This is a genomic window from Pseudoalteromonas sp. PAST1 (assembly GCF_021532515.1).
GTDB lineage: Bacteria > Pseudomonadota > Gammaproteobacteria > Enterobacterales > Alteromonadaceae > Pseudoalteromonas > Pseudoalteromonas simplex.
In genome coordinates, this window is sequence record NZ_JAKGBH010000007.1 from 1 (window position 1) to 17,478 (window position 17,478).

Consider the following 17,478-nt stretch of genomic DNA (forward strand, 5'->3'; position numbering starts at 1 on the left):
GAAGAGGCACAAGGGCGCGAATACATCAAAGGGCCGAGGTAGCTCCTCATTATGAGCCCGCATATAAGCACGCAGTCTGACAAAATTAACGAAGGGTATTGTGCAATAGGAGGAGTCCATATAAGGCGTTTTAACGCTGAACAGGTAGCAGCGGGTTTACCCCGCGTAATTTACAGTTTTATCTGTGAAGCGCGAAGCGCCTCGGTTTACTCTGTGGTTCAATATTATTTGCACAAAGAGAAGACAATGAAAAGTGAATGAGTAACCCAACAAAACCATCAATTTTTTAATAATTCCTCTTAAGCGCAGCGTCTCTTTTCCTCTTTGTGAGTATTCAGTGGATTACGCGATATAAAATCGCCGCTACACTCTTGCTAATCCGCAACTCGTGCCCCTAGATCCTTTCACCTGTATTCTTTTACAATGCATAAAATGACTTTTTTTAGAGAATGCGTTGAACTACTTGGCTCACCTTTATTTAGCACAACCGACGGCTGATTCACATTTTGGTAATTTGCTGGGGGACTTTGGTGGGCGTCGGTATTCTGCGCAGTTACCCAATACGGTTAAAAATGGCCTTGAAAATCATTATCTGGTTGATAGGTTTACTGACTCACATCCCCTTGTAAAAGAGGCTAAGCAGTACTTTTCGCCAGCACGTAAACGCTTTGCAAGTGTCGCCATTGATGTAGCGTTCGATCACTTTCTAATTCAGCATTGGCAGCGGTTTAATGACCAACCATTAGCTGAATTCAAACAGCACAGTTATAGGCTTTTAAATGCTAGGCAAGCCATGATGCCTTCGCGTATGCAGCAAGTTGTGACTAGTATGACCAACAATGATTGGTTTAAAGAATATGAAACACTCGATGGGGTCGGCCTTGCCCTTGATAACATCGCCAAGCGTATTCGCTTTGCTAATAACTTTGCAGGAGCCGCTGACGATATAGCCCGCCACTACCAACAATTAGACGCGGTATTTTTAACGTTTTTCCCTGAGCTGGTTGAGCATGTGAAGCAAATGGGTGTGGAAAAGCAAAAGCTTTAAGCTGGTAGGTTGGGTAGAACGGAGTGAAACCCAACAAGTTATCGAGTTAAAGGGAAAGATACGAGTTTCGAGGAACGAGATGCGAGTTATAGGAGGCGTTTTAACGCCGAACAAAAAAGTCGATTGGGCATGGAACCCCCTTACGAATCCAAAACCAACACTATGCTGCTAGCACCTACCACCTAGCACCTGTGATCATTCCTACGCGATATAAAATCGCTGCTACAATTTTGCTAACTTGCTAACTTGCTAACTTGCTAACTTGCTAACTTGCTAATTTGCTAACTTGCTAATTTGCTAACCCGCAACTCATCCCATTTAATCGTCTGGGCCTTTTAGGGTAAACACTAAATGCCTGCGCATGTCTTTTAAAATCACGCCTTTTTTCAGCATTGCGCCACTTAGGCGTTTTTGCCATTTTAATAGCTCTGGGGTCGCTGCATCGAGTGTTTGCTGGTTTTCAAATTGAAAACATAATAGCAATGAGCCTGGGAATAAGTGGTATTCCACATCAAACCAGCATTGCAACATGCCTTCAAGTTCTGCGCGACCTTGCTCTTCAAGGGCGTCGGCAACATTTAATACAAGGGCTTGCTGTTTTAATTGTACTTTAGAAAGCTTTTTCATTTAAAAACCAAAATCGAGTCGAAAAACTAATTATACCTAAGCTTCATGCTTGGCGGAATGCATTACGCCAATCTCGCGGTGATAAACCAAACTGAGAGCGAAAATGGTGACGTAAAGTAACAGATGAGCCAAAGCCGCATTGCTCGGCTAAATGTTCTAGAGGTAAATCAGTTGACTCAAGAAGTCGCTGCGCGTGGTTTAAACGTTGATTTAATAGCCATTGCCCAACGCTCTGCCCAGTAAGCGATTGAAAGTGGCGGGTAAAGGTGCGTCGGCTCATGTGCATTTGCTCTGCGAGTGTATCAATCGTATGGTGGCTAGCTAAGTTTTTTTGCATCTGTTCAAGCAAGCTTGCTAAACGCTCATCAGCAACATTTTGCGGGACGGGTAGGGCAATAAATTGTGTTTGCCCGCCAGTGCGATACGGCGCAGTTACCATCATTCTGGCAATAGCATTAGTTTGCTTGCTTCCTAAAAATTTGCGAACTAAATATAAGCAACAATCAATGGCTGCCGCTGTTCCTGCCGATGTATATAGCCGATTATGTTCAAGGTAAAGCACTTGATTGTTAAGCTTCACTTTTGCAAAGCGCGCTTTGAAGTCATCGCTGTATGCCCAGTGGGTGGTTGCTTCAATATTATCTAAAAGCCCAATGTGCGCTAACGCATAAGCGCCTAAACAAAGCCCTACAATTATAGCGCCACGGCTATGCGCGTTTAGCAAACTGGTTGCTAATTTTTTAGAGGGGGCTGTTTCAGGTGATGGCCAAGACGGAATAATTATAATATCTGCCTGATCAAACTTTGTTATTGAGTGATGCGCTTGAATATCAAACCCCGCGCTTGAGGGCATTACAGCTTTACTTTCGCTGCACACTGCTAAGTTAAATTCTTTGATACCAGATGAGCGAGCGCCCTCACCAAACACCATACATGGTACTGCAAGGTGAAATGGACTGATATTTGGAAATGCGAATACTGCAACATTCATGGTAAAGCCTTATCAAACACTTTGGCCCAATATTATCGATAAATGGTGTTTGGGTCACTGTTTGATACGTTAAAAATTCAGCAAACTAGGCGTCAATACAATGAAAAAGGGTTTATACAATGACAAACACAGCATTACTAATTATTGACTTACAGAATGATTACTTTGAAGATGGCGCGTTTCCTTTATGGCAGGCTAAACAAGTAAAAGATCAGCTCGTCGATGTAATAAAACAAGCCACAGAGCGCGGGGTTTTACCTATTCATATTCAGCATGTTGCTGATCCTTCTCAGGGTTTAGCGCCATTTTTTAATGAAGGTACAGAAGGTGTTGATATTCATACTGATATTTTAAATGCAGCACCAGAAGCCCCTGTGGTTGTAAAACACTATGCAGACAGCTTTCACCAAACTAATTTAGAAGATGTCTTAAAGCAGCATGGTATTAAAAAACTTTTGATCGCAGGCATGATGACGCAAAACTGTGTGACTCATACAGCTATCTCAGAGCAAGCTAAAGAGTACGATGTAGAAGTTTTGACAGATGTGTGTACCACAGTATCTGAAATGCTACATTTAATCGCACTAAATGCGCTTGCCCCACGAGTAAAACTGCTGGACGCAAAGCAAGCCTTGCTTAGTTTGCAAAGTAATTAATATTTGCAAAGGCCGAAATAACATCTTTGGCAAATGCAATACGGGGGTGTTTTAATGCCCCTTTGTTCCAAACTAAGTAAATAATGTTTTCTGGGCCTTCGGGCCCTAGTTGCACAAGCTCCCCGGCTTTTATCTGATCGCGACAAAGGTAATCGGGTAATACAGAATAACCAATACCTGAACGAATAATATTGCTAATAGCACGTATATCTGGGCAAATAGCAATGACGTTTGAGTGGCATTTTGCGTTGAATACAGCTTCAAAGTATTGTCTTATCAAAGGCAGCTCTTCATCATAAGCAACGACATTGTAGCTTGAGAGTAAATCTGCGGTAAGGGCGCTGTCTTTGATTTCTCGGCCATGTAAACGGTTCATCACCAAAATGAGCTTTTCTTTGTCGAGCACTAGGCTATCGAATAGTGCTGGATCAGGCGCTGATGCGGCAATAGCAATATCTGCAGTACCTGATTGCAAGGCATCAAAAATTCTCACTTTATTACCAATATGCAGAACAAGATTTACATTGCCAGATTGCAGTAAGTTGGCAATTTGTGGCCCCGATACACTACTAATATATTCGGCAGGTCCTGCAATATTAACAGTGCCATGCGCGGCATCAGAACGTGCCCGTATCGACATGATCTTTTGCTCTAATATATCGATATGACCAGAAACCTGCAGCGCTAAATCATGTGCAGCGGCAGTGGGGGTAACACCGCGGGCTTTGCGCTCAAATAAAGATTTACCGACTACAGTTTCCATTGCTTGAATGTGTGAGGTCAGTGAAGGCTGAGATAAGCCTAAATTAGCCGCAGCCTTCGTAATATTTTTACAACGATAAACTTCAACAAAGGTTTTTAATTGCGTGAGATAAGACATGTAACTGTACGAGCCATAAATATTCTGATTGCTCCTCTTAATTTATCCGAATTCTACTCGCCCCGCAAACCCACTATGATAGCTTCACTTTCTAAGAGGATGAGTTATGAAAAAGATATTACAGCGACTAACGCTTGTTGCTGCATCAACTATGTCGATGTTTGCAGTGGCGGGTGAAGGCGAAGTATTGGTTATTTTATCAAGTGAAACAACCATGGACTTAGCTGACGGCCAGAGCATCGAAACAGGCTACTACCTAAATGAGTTTGGTGTGCCAGCAAAAGCATTAGTTGATGCGGGTTATGAGCTTGTACTTGCAACACCTAAAGGTAATGCGCCTCAAGTAGATAAAAAATCAGTGAGCACCGATTACTTTGATGGTGATGAAGCTAAAATGCAGAGCATTCAGCGTTTTGTAGCATCACTTCCTGATATCAATGATACCGCGAGTTTGAGCGAAATTTTAGCGGGTGACTTAAGCCAATATGAGGCTGTGTTTATCCCTGGAGGCCATGCACCTTTAATTGATTTAGCAAACAACCCAGAAGTGGGTGAAATTTTGCGTCACTTTAATAAGCAAGGTAAACCAACAGCGGCAATTTGCCATGGCCCAATTACCTTGTTGTCGGCTCAAGTTCAGCCAAATTCTTATTATCAAGCGATAAAAGAGGGCGAAAAAGCATCAGCCAATAACTGGATTTATGACGGCTATAAAATGACTATTTTTTCAGACCCTGAAGAGCGTGTTTTTGAAAGCAGTTTAGAAGGTAAAAAGCTTAAGTTTTATCCAGCTATGGCAATGGAAAACGCCGGTGGAAATATGGCATTCGCTAGTGAGTGGCAGCCAAACGTGGTTGTTGACCGCGAACTCATTACGGGGCAAAACCCGTTTTCAGATAAATTATTAGCAGAAAAGCTTTTAGAAATGTTAGCTAAGTAAATTAGCTAATTAGCAATTTAAACCTAATTTAAGGGGCATTTAAATGTTGAACTTTATTTATAAAAATCAAACCGAAATTTTGTTTGGTAAAGGTCAAATGAGTGAGATCACGTCACGTTTACCAGAAAACGCTAAAGTACTATTACTTTTTGGTGGTGGCTCAATAAAGAAAAACGGCGTTTACGACCAAGCAATGAGTGCGTTAGCCGATGTTGACGTTATAGAGTTTGGTGGTGTTGAACCTAACCCAACATACGAAACACTGATGCAAGCTGTGGCAAGTGCTAAAGAGCATAATGTTAACTTTATTTTAGCTGTTGGCGGTGGCAGTGTTATTGATGGCGCTAAGTTTGTTGCAGCAGCTTATAACTTTGCAGGTGAGCCGTGGGATATCCTTGTTAAAGGTGCTGAGTTTAGTAACCCGCTTCCTATTGGTGCAGTATTAACTTTACCTGCAACTGGCTCTGAGAGTAACGGCAACTCAGTGGTTACTAAAAAAGAGACGTCGCAAAAACGTGCTTTTTCATCACCGAGTGTGCAACCAGTTTTTGCAGTACTTGATCCTGAATATACTTTTTCGTTACCTGAGCGCCAAGTAAGTAATGGTGTTGTAGATGCGTTTGTACACGTTATTGAGCAGTACTTAACTTACCCAGTAAATGCACCATTACAAGACCGCTTTGCAGAAGGTATTTTACAAACTTTGATCAGCGAAGGACCTAAAGCGCTGAGCGAGCCACAAAACTATGATGTTAGAGCCAATGTTATGTGGTCGGCTACAATGGCACTTAATGGTTTGATTGGTCAGGGTGTACCGCAAGATTGGTCTACACATATGATTGGTCATGAATTAACAGCACTTTATAATCTTGATCACGCACAAACACTAGCGATTGTTTTACCTGCACTAATGCATGTTCAAAAAGAGCAGAAGTCTATTAAAATACAGCAACTTGGTGAGCGAGTGTTTGGTTTTAATTATAGCGATGAAGCTGAACAAATCGATAAAACGATTAAAGCAGTGCAAGACTTCTTCGAAGCAATGGCTGTGAAAACACGCCTTGCTGATTATGACCTTGATGAACAAGCAATCGACGCGGTTGTTAATAACTTAGAAAAGAATGAGTTAACTACGCTAGGTGAACACGGTGATATTGATTTAGCGAAAGTTAAGCAAATATTAGCGCTGGCACTTTAGGGGTTAAATTTAAAGGCGTAACATAAGCTGTTACGCCTTTTTAAAAAATTGAAGACGTTTAATTCTATTGCATAAGCTAGTAAAATCTAGGCAATAAATTATCGATAAAAATCACACCATGAAACTTACCCATTTATTTTCAAGCGCTTGTTTAGCTTTATCTTGCTTTGTCTATGCAGAACCTGCAAAGTTTTATGCTAATGAAGCATTGCAAAAACAAACGCCAACAGCATACGCGCTCAGTGAATCTAATATTCCTTGGTTAGAGCAAGCACATAAGCAAAGACAACTTGATGCAGAAAAACTGGTCAACGCCTTAAAGCAAAATAAAGCGCTTTATAAAAAGTTAATGAACTGGGAAGCGCTATCGTTTGAGCAGCGAATGGCTTTACTACCAGAGGTGTTTGCAATTGAAATTAAAAGCTTTGCTATTACAGCACCAACCTTGGTGATAAATAACACCTTGTATCCGCAAAGAGCAGTTAATTTTGTGTTTGATGTACGTTACCCAGGTGCAGGATTAGTTTATTTAAACCCAGATAAGCTCAAAGAGATGGAAGTTTATGCGCCATTAGCGTTTTTATTACACGAAACCCGCCATGCATACCAATTTCAGCTAGCCTTTAAAGAGCAAAACTTATTAGCAAAAGGTTACTTAAGCGCATTTAAAACGCAGAGTAACTTATCGGGCGCATCATTTAGTGATTTTTTAACACTACTTAATGAGTACGAGGCGTTTCAATTTGGTAATCAGGTACTTGAACTGCTCACTGATGGTAAGTTTGAATCAGCAATGATGGGCACATTTGCTAGCCAATTTAATGAGCATAACCACTTAAAAATTGATTTGCTCGAACTGGCTAAAGAACCCCAAAAGGGCAGTTTACTTGAGCGGTTTAATGCCGCGATGAAAGAGCAATATAAGCTACGTTACCCTGAAAAATAAACTAACGTATGTGAGTGTTCACTATTTCATTGAGCGCCATGCAAAGGTCGAGGCGGCAACCACAATCGCAATAGAAATACCAAGGTAGAGGGTTTCTATTGTGCCGCCAAACTCAACGGCGTGTTCTAAAAACAGAATCACCAAAATCACAGATGTTACCTGCACTAAAGTAATTTTTAAGTCATGAAAATCTTCGATATGAAAGGCGGCCAAAAACTGGCTGCTTTTTGTTGTTGAGGGCGATATAAATAGCCGGTACAGACTGATGGTAATGACTTGAAGAGTAATACCAATCAGTAATAAGTCGAGAATTTTTAAAAGCTCGACAATTAACTCTTTCCCTCCTTTTGCTGAGTCAGGTAGCGCGGTGATGGTGACTTTAACAACATTGAAAACGATATTCACACAGGCAATGTAAACGAGTAACGATGAAATGGCCGTGGTGAGAATCGCGATAATAACTAAAAACCGGCTATTTTGAAAAATGCGCTCCATATTAACTCACACAAATTAATTTCTTTAATATACGTAGTTTAGCTCGTTTTTGATTAATTACTTAACATATTATATGCCAAGTTAAACCTAACTTATTAGTTCTTTGCGTATTTACTCGTAAGGTCGGGTTGTGTATAAGTTTAAGGAACAATGAAGGTTGTTCTCATTAAGCTTTATTTTAAAAGGGATGTTTATGGGTTCTATGGCTAAGCACTCACTGGAACTGGATTTAAATGATAAAAAATGGTTTCGATATGCAGCCTTTAAAGGAAAGTCATCACTAACCGAAGATTCATTAACAGAACTAGAGTCTTTGCCAGGCTTAGCGACGTTATCAGGATGGGCCGAAGTGATTTTTGCGCTTATGGTATGCGCAATTTCACTATCTAGTTTTTATTTAGTAGATGCTGTTAAACCATGGTTGGCTTTTTTAATTTGCCTTACAAGCTTTTTATTGGTGTTTATTACCAAACGCATCATGACTTACAAGAAGTATGGCTTTGGTTCTAAATGGGCAATGAGCATAAGCAAGGATGAGCTTAAAGTTGATAAGTTGACGTTTAAAAAGCACCAAAATCGTCCCATCACAATTGCTAAAAATGAAATCGCAGAGGTGTTATTTCACTATACGATGGATCTAAAACGAAAACGAAAGTTTGGCGAACCCCGAATTAGATTACCTACTTTGCATGTGTGTGAAATTCACTTAAAAAATGGTGATACCCATGAAATTGACGGGATGCGGGTAGGGCTTTTTAACGTATTATATTTAATGGTTTTTCATGGCTATCCATTAAGCTTTAAAGGCACTTTTGCTGGTGGTGCAGGGAATGTCTTAATTTTGTTACTAAGGATGTTTGCTCTATCAGCAATTGCAAGTGCGCTTAGTATGCTTTTCGTTAATTTAAAGCCATGAGCAGTTGTTGTGTATTCTTGAATGAAATAGCGCCTATTAAAATCAATAGACGCAACAGGTACGCTCGAATTAAGCAATAAAGTCAAGGGTTACAAGTAGTCGTTTTTCGCCAGCAGCGAGTGCTGGTGAGCGGTGCACAAGGCCTTTGCCTTCGTTATCTTGCCAAGTTTCGCCTTTTAATAAGGCCACATCACCCACATTTAGAGAGTGAATTTTAGCATTTGCTGTCATTAATCCTGATTCTTCATCGCTTAATCCTTGATGACCAGCGCCAAGTTTGGTGCGATCAAGTCCTGCATTTTGCAACCACTGCGAACCACTACCATAATATGTGCTGACTAACCGGCAAGGGACTTTATCAACATGAAAACGTGGGCACATGGCACGTTCAAGAACTCTTAGGCGTAATCCGGTTCGCTTTAACTCAAATAAATAACAAAACATATCAACAAGCTGAGCGAGGTCGGCTTTAAGCTCTTTTGCTTGAGGTAGTTTTTCAAGGGCTTTATCAATGTCAGCCACAATGCTGTTTTGATTGATCACAGCGTTAATGCTGAGTTCTGGGTTGGCTGTAATACTCTCAGCTACTTCTGATTGCAGCTGTTCAGCTAAGTTGCGCTGCCAAATTGCAATGTTATGCTCAGGTTTATAAATTTGTGAAAACACCACAGGGCTTAACGCTGTTGCGGCCGCTGTTGGTAGGTTATCAGTGTCATGTTCTAATGCGTAGGCTGTCATTATGCTTCCTCCCAGACAGGAAATGGATCGGGCAGGGTTTGCCAAAGCGCTTTGCCTGCTAATAGTTCATCGTCGCTAAGTAAGCAGTTATCGAGAGCTTGAATGATCGCTGCTTGATTGAGGTTTTGACCAATAAAAACCAGCTCTTGGCGCATATCACCAAAGGGCTCTTGCCATACTTGGTTAATTGAATCTAAGTAGTCGCTATCTGTTGGCCACTGATCTTTCGGTAAGGCTTTCCAAAATACCCCGCCAAAACCATAGCGGGCTATGCCGCCAGCTTGATTCCATTGGCAAGCAAATTGTGGTCGAGAGGCTAACCAAAAGTAGCCTTTGGAACGAAGTAATTTGCCTTCGCGCTGATTGTTATGAATAAAGTTATAAAATTTTTCAGGGTGAAAAGGTCGGCGGGCCCCGTAAGTAAAGCTGCTAATATCGTATTCTTCGGTTTCTGGGGTATGTTCGCCGCGCAGTTCTTTTAGCCAGCCAGGTGCTTGCTGAGCTTTTTCAAAGTTAAACAGGCCCGTGCCCAAAATTGTATTGATATCAACTTGGCCATTTTCAATGGCAATCAGTTCTGCAGAGGTATTTAATGAGTTTAAAATGGCTTTTAAACTCTCAAGTTCATCGGCACTAATTAGGTCTGTTTTACTAATTAAAATGACATCAGCAAACTCAACTTGATCAATAAGTAAGTCGGCTACGCTTCGCTCATCTTCATCACCTAAGTGTTCGTTGGTTTCTTGTAAGAATTTGGCTTCGTTAAAGTCGTTTAAAAAATTAACGGCATCAACGACCGTGACCATGGTATCAAGCCTTGCAACATCAGACAGTGACACGCCATCTTCATCGGCAAAGGTAAATGTTTCGGCAACAGGAAGGGGTTCTGAAATACCGGTTGACTCAATAACCAAATAATCAAATTGGCCTGTTTGCGCTAGAGCGCGTACTTCAATGAGTAAGTCTTCACGCAATGTACAGCAGATACAGCCATTGCTCATTTCTACTAGTTTTTCTTCGCCGCGGCTAAGCGAAACATCGTTTTTAACTGTTGCTGCATCGATGTTTATTTCGCTCATATCATTGACGATTACAGCCACTTTTTTGTCTTCACGGTTATTTAAAATATGGCTGAGCACAGTGGTTTTACCTGCACCTAAAAAGCCAGAGAGCACGGTGACGGGGAGTTTGCTCATGGTAGTGACCCTTAATAAGATTAAACAAAATACGCTAAATGTTTTGTTATAATATATCAATCAGATGTCATTTAGGAATAGTAATCGTTGTTCGAGTAAGACTATTTGGCAGTGTACGAATAGGTACAGCTGGCTTAGTCTTTAGCTAATCAACTGCTTATTAAGGACTTATATGCGCTTAGCCAAACTGTTGTTAGCATTTTCTATTACTTGTTTACCTTATACGTTATCGGCAAAAGAGCCGTTAGCACCAAAGCTCCCTGAGGCTATACAAGAAATCTACCCTACAGTCATGAATCAACAGATTTGGGTTGCAGGGGGTATCTCTACCGAACTGCCAGCGTCAGCGGGTAAGATGACCGCAAAAGTCCATTTTTGGTCGCCTGAGTATGCAAGTTGGCAATCGGCCCCGAGTTTGCCTGAAGGGCGTCATCACACGTATTTAATCGCAGTAGAAAACAGACTATTTGCTTTTGGAGGTTTTGTTAATAGCCAAGGCCAATGGACCAATAGCCGTGATGTGCTAATGCTAGATAAAGGCGCTAAAGCATGGCAAAAGGTGGCGAGTTTGCCTTTTGCGTTAAGTGAGACTGTGGGAGCAGTGCTTAATGGTAAAGTGCACTTAGCAGGTGGACGTAGCCCAAGCAGTGAGAAAAATGGCCAATGGCAGCATAGTTCAGATGTGAGTGCGCATTTAGTGTTTGATCCTAATAGCTTCACATTTACAGAAGCGGCTCCTTTACCTTCAGCTAGAAACAGTGCGGCGAGTGCTCAAGTAAACGGTCGTTGGTTTGTGCTAGGTGGCAGAACCGTTGGCGGTGAGCCTATCTCAGACATGCTCGAATACTTACCCGATACAAACACATGGCAAGCACATGCAGCACTCCCTAAAGCACGAGCAGGGCATGCGGCAGCGGTTATTGATAATGCTATCACTGTGTTTGGCGGTGAACATAGCAAAGGAGTTGATCGTGAGGTTTTTAGCTATGATTTGTCTAAGCAGCAATGGCGCAAATCTTTCGAGTGGCAAACGCCACGCCACGGTTTAGGAGCTGTTACGTTAAACGGCCAAATTTGGCTAGTGGGTGGCGCCACAAAGGTAGGACTTTCTGAAACGAGCCGTGAAGTGAATAATGCAAATGTGCTGCTTGAAGGTATGAAAGGTTTATGATTACTGTCTGTTAAAAATAATGTTATATTTGTATTCTTACCAAAAAGTAATAAAATAATACAAATTAAAATTTAACGATCAGGTTTCAAGATGACATTACAAACAAATAGTCCGTTAGTAGAGCAGCGTGCCGATCCATTTGTGCATAAGCACAGTGATGGTTTTTATTATTTTACCGGTTCTGTACCAACTTATGATCGCATTGAACTTCGTAGGGCTGCGACATTAGAGGGCCTAAAAGACGCTGAAACCTTTGATATTTGGTTCAAACATGACAGCGGCCCGATGAGTCGTCATATCTGGGCACCTGAAATTCATTACCTCGATGGCAAATGGTATATCTATTTTGCAGCGAGTGAAGAAAGTGATATTTGGGCATTACGCCCGTATGTGCTTGAGTGTAAAGGTCAAGATCCGTTAAATGATGAGTGGGTTGAACTTGGCATGATGCAAGCGGCTGAGGGCGATGAAAAGTCGTTCACTGATTTTTCTTTAGATGCCACCATTTTTGAAAATAACGGTAAGCGTTACTTTTGCTGGGCAGAGAAAACCGGCGGTCAATTTGCGGCATCCAACCTGTATTTAGCTGAGATGGAATCTCCAATTAAGTTAAAAACAGCGCAGTTTATGCTGACGACACCTGATTACGATTGGGAACGTGTCGACTTTTGGGTAAACGAAGGCCCGGCAGTACTTAAAAATAACGGTAAAATCTTCATTGCTTTCTCTGCAAGCGCAACAGGTGCATGTTACTGTATGGGCTATATGGAAGCGGATGAAAACAGCGATTTACTTGATCGTAATTCGTGGACTAAAACACGTATGCCAGTACTTGAAACAAGTGTTGATAAGAAAATTTATGGTCCAGGTCATAATTGTTTTACAGTAGCTGAAGATGGTGAAACACCACTGTGTATTTACCATGCCCGAGACTATGAGCACGCAGTTGGTGAACCAAGTGTGGTGCCAAAAACAGACACTCGTCCACTTGAGGAAATAGTAAAAGATCCACTTTACGATCCAAACCGCCACGCTCGTGTGATGGAAGTAAAATACGACGAAAATGGTCGTCCGCTATTTGAATTGTATTAATTTACAGTGATTCAAAACTCGCTTACAAAGCCACCTACTCAGGTGGCTTTATTGTATGAGGTTTAGTTAGCTAACAATAGCTGGGTACCAGTTTGCCATAGTCACCCCAAATAAGCCGATTAAGAACACGATTGATATTAGCGTCATCAAACAGGCGGTGCCGATAGTGATAAAGGTAATATTCGTTCGAGCTGCATAGCGGACAAGCTCTGCTATTAAAAGGGGGACTAAGTAAGAGCAAAGGCTAACAGCAAGCACGGCAGGCCCTGTAAATGTAGCGGTATCGACGCCTAAGGTGCCAAATACTAAAAACCATGCAAATATGAGTAATCTAAAAAACAACACACCATTAGCAGCAAGATATAACCGTATAGCCCACCTTTGATGAGCATTGAAGTTACGAGCCCATGCTGTTTTCACTGCAAATATACTTGATACGATAACCACTAAACCGCCAAACATTGTCAGCGCATGCATCAAGGTATTACCAACCGTTCCTCTTACTATCATTAAATACATGCCAGCAAATGAAATACAGCAAGCTAAAACAACAAATACACGGCCATTATAGCGATGAAATGTTCGGTATTTTGTTCTCAGTTTTTCAATCAGCTGTAAGCTTCCGCCAAGGATCATCACGACAGCAAATAATACATGCACTGCATACATCAAATTCCCCGTTGCATCATTGGCAACATAAGCGGTGTTATTAAGCTGGTTCCAACCAGAAAGACCTGTAGTTAACCCTGTCACTCCATAACCAAGAATGAGGTAAATCACAAAGCAAGTTTGCGCCATTATCAGGCTAATAAACCAAAGCTTTTTACTGTATTCGAGCGCCTTTAAAGGCGTAAGTTTGCTATTTTTGTTAAACATCATCAAATCCATTATATTTTTCTAATACCGCAAATATAAAGGGCTAGAGAAGAAACTCTTCTCAAATTCGAAATTTGATCAATAAAATATTGTGATTATTTATGAGAACTCACACAGGGTTTGACACATTCACTAACAAACTCTTTTTGCTATGTTGATTTTGAAAAAGTACACTTATCTGATTGGTAAAAAATTCATCAATCACCCAATTTAAGGCATGAAGAGTTATGCAAAATACATCCCCTTATTACTTACTCGTTTTCGTTTGTATGGGGCTCATGCTGCTAAATGGCATGAAAAAAGAAAAGCAACTTATTCATTATCTGTTTGCTGTATTTTGTGGCTCGCTTTGCATGGTTGGGGTGCAAAAAATTAGTGCGCCCAGTATTGGTGTTTACAGTTATTTAATTGGCTTATTTACCTGCGCAACTTGTAATATGGCTTGGCTTATCTCACGGACTTTATTTCGAGAGCAAAAGCCTATTTCTAAGGTGCATATTGCAGTGGCAACTGTTATTGCGGGGTTAATTATGTTTAACCAGACGTGGCATTATTTGGTGAGTATTGATGTAAAGCTTTTCCCTGATAGCCAATTTATGTGGCGTTTAAAGCAGGGGATGGCCGAAATAACGGTGTTGCTAGCGTCTAGTATTCTGGTGCTCTCTTTTTGGGAAGCATTACGGGGTTATAAAGGTCAAACAGAAACGCAAAAGTTGCAGGCAAAGATTTTTGCTAGCTGCTACTTCTTAGCTGTATTTAATGCCAGCATTTTGCCTAAATTTTTATTCAGTGAGAGCGAGTTTCGACAATTTGAGCCGCTTATAATTACCTCATCTGCATTGTTGATTGTATTTGCCATGCAGCTAGTAATGTTCTTGCAAAAACGTGCCCACAACAGCGTGCCTGAAGCTGTTGATAGTGAAGTGCTGAACTCTGAAAAGGTAGTGAAAGCTACCAATCAGGCTGAACAACCTGAAAATAATGAGGTAGAGGCTGAGCTTATTACTGGCATAGAAGCACTCATCAATAAGCAGGTTTATTTGCAAACTAATTTGAAAATTTCTGATTTTGCCCAAGCATTAGCAGTACCTGAGTATAAGATCAGCCGGGCAATTCGTTACCACTTTAAAGCTACAAATTTTAATTTATTTATTAATCAGTACCGAATACAGCATGCGCAAGGGTTGTTACTAAAAGACGAAGCAAGTCATTGGAGTATACTCAGTATAGCAATGGAAAGTGGTTTTTCTTCGCTTGCTACCTTTAACCGTGTGTTTAAAAGCATCGTTGGGGTTAACCCAAATGAGTTTCGTAAGCAAAACAACTCATTAGTAGAACAAAAAATCATAGAGCTTACTGACTAGAAATTACAGCTGCTTTTGCGTTAAATGCTCAGCAATGACCTCAAACATGGTTTGTACTTCTATTGGCTTGGCGATGTAGCCTTGCATGCCAGATTCTTTTGCTTTAGTTAGGTCGGCTTCCATGGTGTTGGCGGTCATGGCGATGATTGGAATATGCGCAAACTTTGATTGCTGTTTAATTTTATTCGCGGCGGTATAACCATCCATTCTTGGCATTTGACAGTCCATTAAAATGCAATCGAATGTGCCTTTTTCTACTGCTTCAATCGCTGCAACCCCGTCTTCGGCGATATCAACAATAAAGCCATTTGAACGCAATATTTGCGATGCGACTTGTTGGTTTAGCGGGTTGTCTTCAACGAGAAGTATTTTTGAGCCCGCGAGCGTTTTAAAACAGGTGTTATCTACTTTGTTTTCCTTTTTAGTAGCGATCCCCATCACATGCTCAAGGGTTTTTAGTAAGTTTCCTTTTATAATCGGCTTTAAAAGTATTTCTTCAACGGTTTTATCTAGCGTACTTAGCGTGTCTTTAACTTCTTGGTTTTCAAAAGATGCGAGAATAATGGTTTTTTTAATATCGATAGAAAGCTGCTTTTTGAGGTTTTCTAAAATGTTATTTTGCTCACAGTTTAGTACGTGCCAATCTAAAAAAATAAAGTCGTAACTATGGCTAATATCGACCTCAGAGAGTTTTTCATCCATGCAATCAATAGTTTTTACATTGATGCTTAATGTGTTGAGCATGCTTTGGAGAATAGCTTCAGGTTGGCCGCTTTGCTCAATAATAAGAGCTCGCTTATGTTTGAAAATGTTTGTGTCGTGGCAGCTTTGCATACCCGATAGCGCAAATGACACATCAAAACTAAAGCAACTCCCTTTGTTTAATTGGCTTTTTACCTCAATGTGACCACCCATAAGCTCGATGATCTTTTTACTGATAACAAGACCTAGACCTGTACCGCCAAACTTACGTGTTGTTGAAACATCGGCTTGTGAAAAAGGCTTAAACACACTATTTACTTGCTCTTGAGACATACCAATGCCTTGGTCAATGACCTGAAATTTAATACAAATAGAGGTATCGGTTTGTGACTCTTTTGTCATTTTTAGCGTGACATTTTGCTGGTTTGAAAACTTAATAGCATTGCTCAGTAAATTTAACAAAACTTGATTGAGCCTAAGTGCATCACCGATTAAAAATTCAGGAATATCATCGTCAATTTCAAAAATGACTTCGATGTTATTTTTCTCAATTAAGCTACTGGCTAAATTAGCTAGGTTAGCGAGAAAGTTGTTTAGATTAAAATCACTATTTTCAAGTTCGAGCTTATTGGCTTCTATTTTAGAAAAGTCGAGAATGTCATTGATAATACCAAGCAGTGATTTGGCCGAGAGTTGGATTTTTTCAATGTAATCATATTGTTTGTCGGTTAATTCTGTATCAAGGGCGAGGTGGGCCATGCCTAGAATTGCATTCATTGGCGTACGGATTTCGTGACTCATATTCGCTAAAAACATCGATTTAGCTTGGTTGGCGGCATCGGCTAACTCTTTGGCTTTATTTAAATCCTGGGTGCGAATGATGACTTCTTGTTCTAGATTTTCGGCGGCATGTTTTAGCGTCATATTGGCTTCATATAACTCTAAGGACTTCTGTTCTAAAAGCGCTTCGGCTTCTTTTCGAGCCTGGCGCTCTCGTTCTATTCTACGTTTGTAGAGTTCTTCATCCACATTAAGCTTCTTTTGTTAGAGTAAAAGTGGCAGATTGATAGTTATCCTCAATCTCGCTTTTAACGGTAATAACTTCATTGAAATGTTCGCATGCGCCCTCAATTAAGCCCTCAGCTAGACATGCAAATGGGTTACCAGAGCGATAAAACATTTGCATTTCGTTCTGGCTAATTCGTTTAGTTTCAAAGCTTGGTAATTCAGCGTCGTTGTAGAGCTTTTTAACTTCAATATGTACGTGTTGGTCAATGGTATCAAGGAATTCAAAAGTACTTTCGACACTATCAAAAAAGTGTGGAAATAAAACAAAAAAACGCTTTAACAAATACTTACCATAAGCATGAACTAGTTCATCAACGGGCTTATTTATGTGATTGCTTAATGAGCTGACCAACATTAACAGCTCTTTATTGTCGTAGTTTCCAACGCTGGTGTAAGCGCCGTTTGAAGTAAGTGAGTTTTCTTCAATGATTTTGTCTGCGACCTCATAAGAAAACTCATTTTCGACCATTTCTAAAAACTCGGTAAAGACGATACCTTTCATATAATTGGCCTAATGATTTTTCATACTTAAAGTTTAGATATAAACAAGAGTTTTACAATTTTTATGTATCAA

General features: G+C 40.6%; 18 protein-coding genes. 9 read left to right on the top strand and 9 right to left on the bottom strand.

The window, feature by feature from the left end:
* Positions 1–454: 454 nt before the first annotated feature.
* A complete protein-coding gene (locus L1272_RS04735; protein ID WP_235372852.1) occupies positions 455–1,048 on the top strand; it encodes an acyl carrier protein phosphodiesterase in 594 nt (197 codons plus the stop codon).
* 318 nt (positions 1,049–1,366) lie between these two features.
* Here L1272_RS04735 and L1272_RS04740 read toward each other — a convergent pair whose 3' ends face one another.
* Together L1272_RS04740 and L1272_RS04745 are read right to left on the bottom strand one after the other, a co-directional pair.
* Positions 1,367–1,675, bottom strand: coding sequence for a hypothetical protein (locus L1272_RS04740; protein WP_054560743.1), 309 nt, complete (start codon positions 1,673–1,675; stop codon positions 1,367–1,369).
* A 43-nt stretch (positions 1,676–1,718) separates the two neighbouring features.
* Positions 1,719–2,666 carry a GlxA family transcriptional regulator gene (locus L1272_RS04745; protein ID WP_235372853.1) on the bottom strand — a complete coding sequence of 316 codons (948 nt, stop codon included), beginning with the start codon at positions 2,664–2,666 and terminating at the stop codon, positions 1,719–1,721.
* 119 nt (positions 2,667–2,785) lie between these two features.
* Here L1272_RS04745 and L1272_RS04750 point away from each other — a divergent pair, with 119 nt between their 5' ends.
* Entirely contained in the window at positions 2,786–3,322 is a 537-nt protein-coding gene (locus L1272_RS04750) for a cysteine hydrolase family protein (RefSeq protein WP_235372854.1), read from the top strand.
* Here the strand turns inward: L1272_RS04750 and L1272_RS04755 are convergent.
* Positions 3,303–4,202 carry a LysR family transcriptional regulator gene (locus L1272_RS04755; RefSeq protein WP_235372855.1) on the bottom strand — a complete coding sequence of 300 codons (900 nt, stop codon included), beginning with the start codon at positions 4,200–4,202 and terminating at the stop codon, positions 3,303–3,305. The genes L1272_RS04750 and L1272_RS04755 overlap by 20 nt on opposite strands.
* A gap of 106 nt (positions 4,203–4,308) precedes the next feature.
* Here L1272_RS04755 and L1272_RS04760 point away from each other — a divergent pair, with 106 nt between their 5' ends.
* The 3 genes from L1272_RS04760 (at position 4,309) to L1272_RS04770 (ending at position 7,286) form a co-directional block, all read left to right on the top strand.
* Positions 4,309–5,142 (top strand): type 1 glutamine amidotransferase domain-containing protein, encoded by an 834-nt coding sequence (locus L1272_RS04760; RefSeq protein WP_235372856.1) that lies wholly within the window; start codon positions 4,309–4,311, stop codon positions 5,140–5,142.
* A 43-nt stretch (positions 5,143–5,185) separates the two neighbouring features.
* Entirely contained in the window at positions 5,186–6,340 is a 1,155-nt protein-coding gene (locus L1272_RS04765) for an iron-containing alcohol dehydrogenase (RefSeq protein ID WP_054551915.1), read from the top strand.
* A gap of 118 nt (positions 6,341–6,458) precedes the next feature.
* The gene (locus L1272_RS04770; protein ID WP_187489978.1) at positions 6,459–7,286 is read left to right on the top strand and encodes a hypothetical protein; all 828 of its coding nucleotides are present in this window, start codon (positions 6,459–6,461) and stop codon (positions 7,284–7,286) included.
* A 21-nt stretch (positions 7,287–7,307) separates the two neighbouring features.
* On the opposite strand, the gene L1272_RS04775 is transcribed toward L1272_RS04770, so the two are convergent.
* Entirely contained in the window at positions 7,308–7,781 is a 474-nt protein-coding gene (locus L1272_RS04775) for a YqhA family protein (protein WP_054551913.1), read from the bottom strand.
* Positions 7,782–7,974: 193 nt separating this feature from the next.
* Between L1272_RS04775 and L1272_RS04780 the strand changes: the two genes are divergently transcribed.
* Positions 7,975–8,697, top strand: coding sequence for a hypothetical protein (locus L1272_RS04780; protein ID WP_235372857.1), 723 nt, complete (start codon positions 7,975–7,977; stop codon positions 8,695–8,697).
* A 69-nt stretch (positions 8,698–8,766) separates the two neighbouring features.
* Here the strand turns inward: L1272_RS04780 and L1272_RS04785 are convergent, their stop codons facing one another.
* Together L1272_RS04785 and zigA are read right to left on the bottom strand one after the other, a co-directional pair.
* Positions 8,767–9,435, bottom strand: coding sequence for a DUF1826 domain-containing protein (locus L1272_RS04785; protein ID WP_194442773.1), 669 nt, complete (start codon positions 9,433–9,435; stop codon positions 8,767–8,769).
* On the bottom strand, positions 9,435–10,631 hold the full coding sequence (zigA, locus tag L1272_RS04790; protein ID WP_235372858.1) for a zinc metallochaperone GTPase ZigA: 1,197 nt from the start codon (positions 10,629–10,631) through the stop codon (positions 9,435–9,437). The genes L1272_RS04785 and zigA overlap by 1 nt, the downstream gene beginning before the upstream one ends.
* A gap of 172 nt (positions 10,632–10,803) precedes the next feature.
* Here zigA and L1272_RS04795 point away from each other — a divergent pair, with 172 nt between their 5' ends.
* Positions 10,804–11,802 carry a Kelch repeat-containing protein gene (locus L1272_RS04795; protein WP_199529327.1) on the top strand — a complete coding sequence of 333 codons (999 nt, stop codon included), beginning with the start codon at positions 10,804–10,806 and terminating at the stop codon, positions 11,800–11,802.
* Between the two features lie 90 nt (positions 11,803–11,892).
* Entirely contained in the window at positions 11,893–12,894 is a 1,002-nt protein-coding gene (locus L1272_RS04800) for a family 43 glycosylhydrolase (RefSeq protein ID WP_199529328.1), read from the top strand.
* Positions 12,895–12,960: 66 nt separating this feature from the next.
* On the opposite strand, the gene L1272_RS04805 is transcribed toward L1272_RS04800, so the two are convergent.
* On the bottom strand, positions 12,961–13,770 hold the full coding sequence (locus L1272_RS04805) for a DUF2306 domain-containing protein (protein ID WP_199529333.1): 810 nt from the start codon (positions 13,768–13,770) through the stop codon (positions 12,961–12,963).
* A gap of 227 nt (positions 13,771–13,997) precedes the next feature.
* Between L1272_RS04805 and L1272_RS04810 the strand changes: the two genes are divergently transcribed.
* On the top strand, positions 13,998–15,134 hold the full coding sequence (locus L1272_RS04810) for a helix-turn-helix domain-containing protein (RefSeq protein WP_235372859.1): 1,137 nt from the start codon (positions 13,998–14,000) through the stop codon (positions 15,132–15,134).
* Positions 15,135–15,137: 3 nt separating this feature from the next.
* Here the strand turns inward: L1272_RS04810 and L1272_RS04815 are convergent, their stop codons facing one another.
* Together L1272_RS04815 and L1272_RS04820 are read right to left on the bottom strand one after the other, a co-directional pair.
* Positions 15,138–16,865 carry a response regulator gene (locus L1272_RS04815; protein WP_199529329.1) on the bottom strand — a complete coding sequence of 576 codons (1,728 nt, stop codon included), beginning with the start codon at positions 16,863–16,865 and terminating at the stop codon, positions 15,138–15,140.
* A gap of 1 nt (position 16,866) precedes the next feature.
* Positions 16,867–17,406 (bottom strand): heme NO-binding domain-containing protein, encoded by a 540-nt coding sequence (locus L1272_RS04820; RefSeq protein WP_138599878.1) that lies wholly within the window; start codon positions 17,404–17,406, stop codon positions 16,867–16,869.
* Positions 17,407–17,478 lie beyond the last annotated feature (72 nt).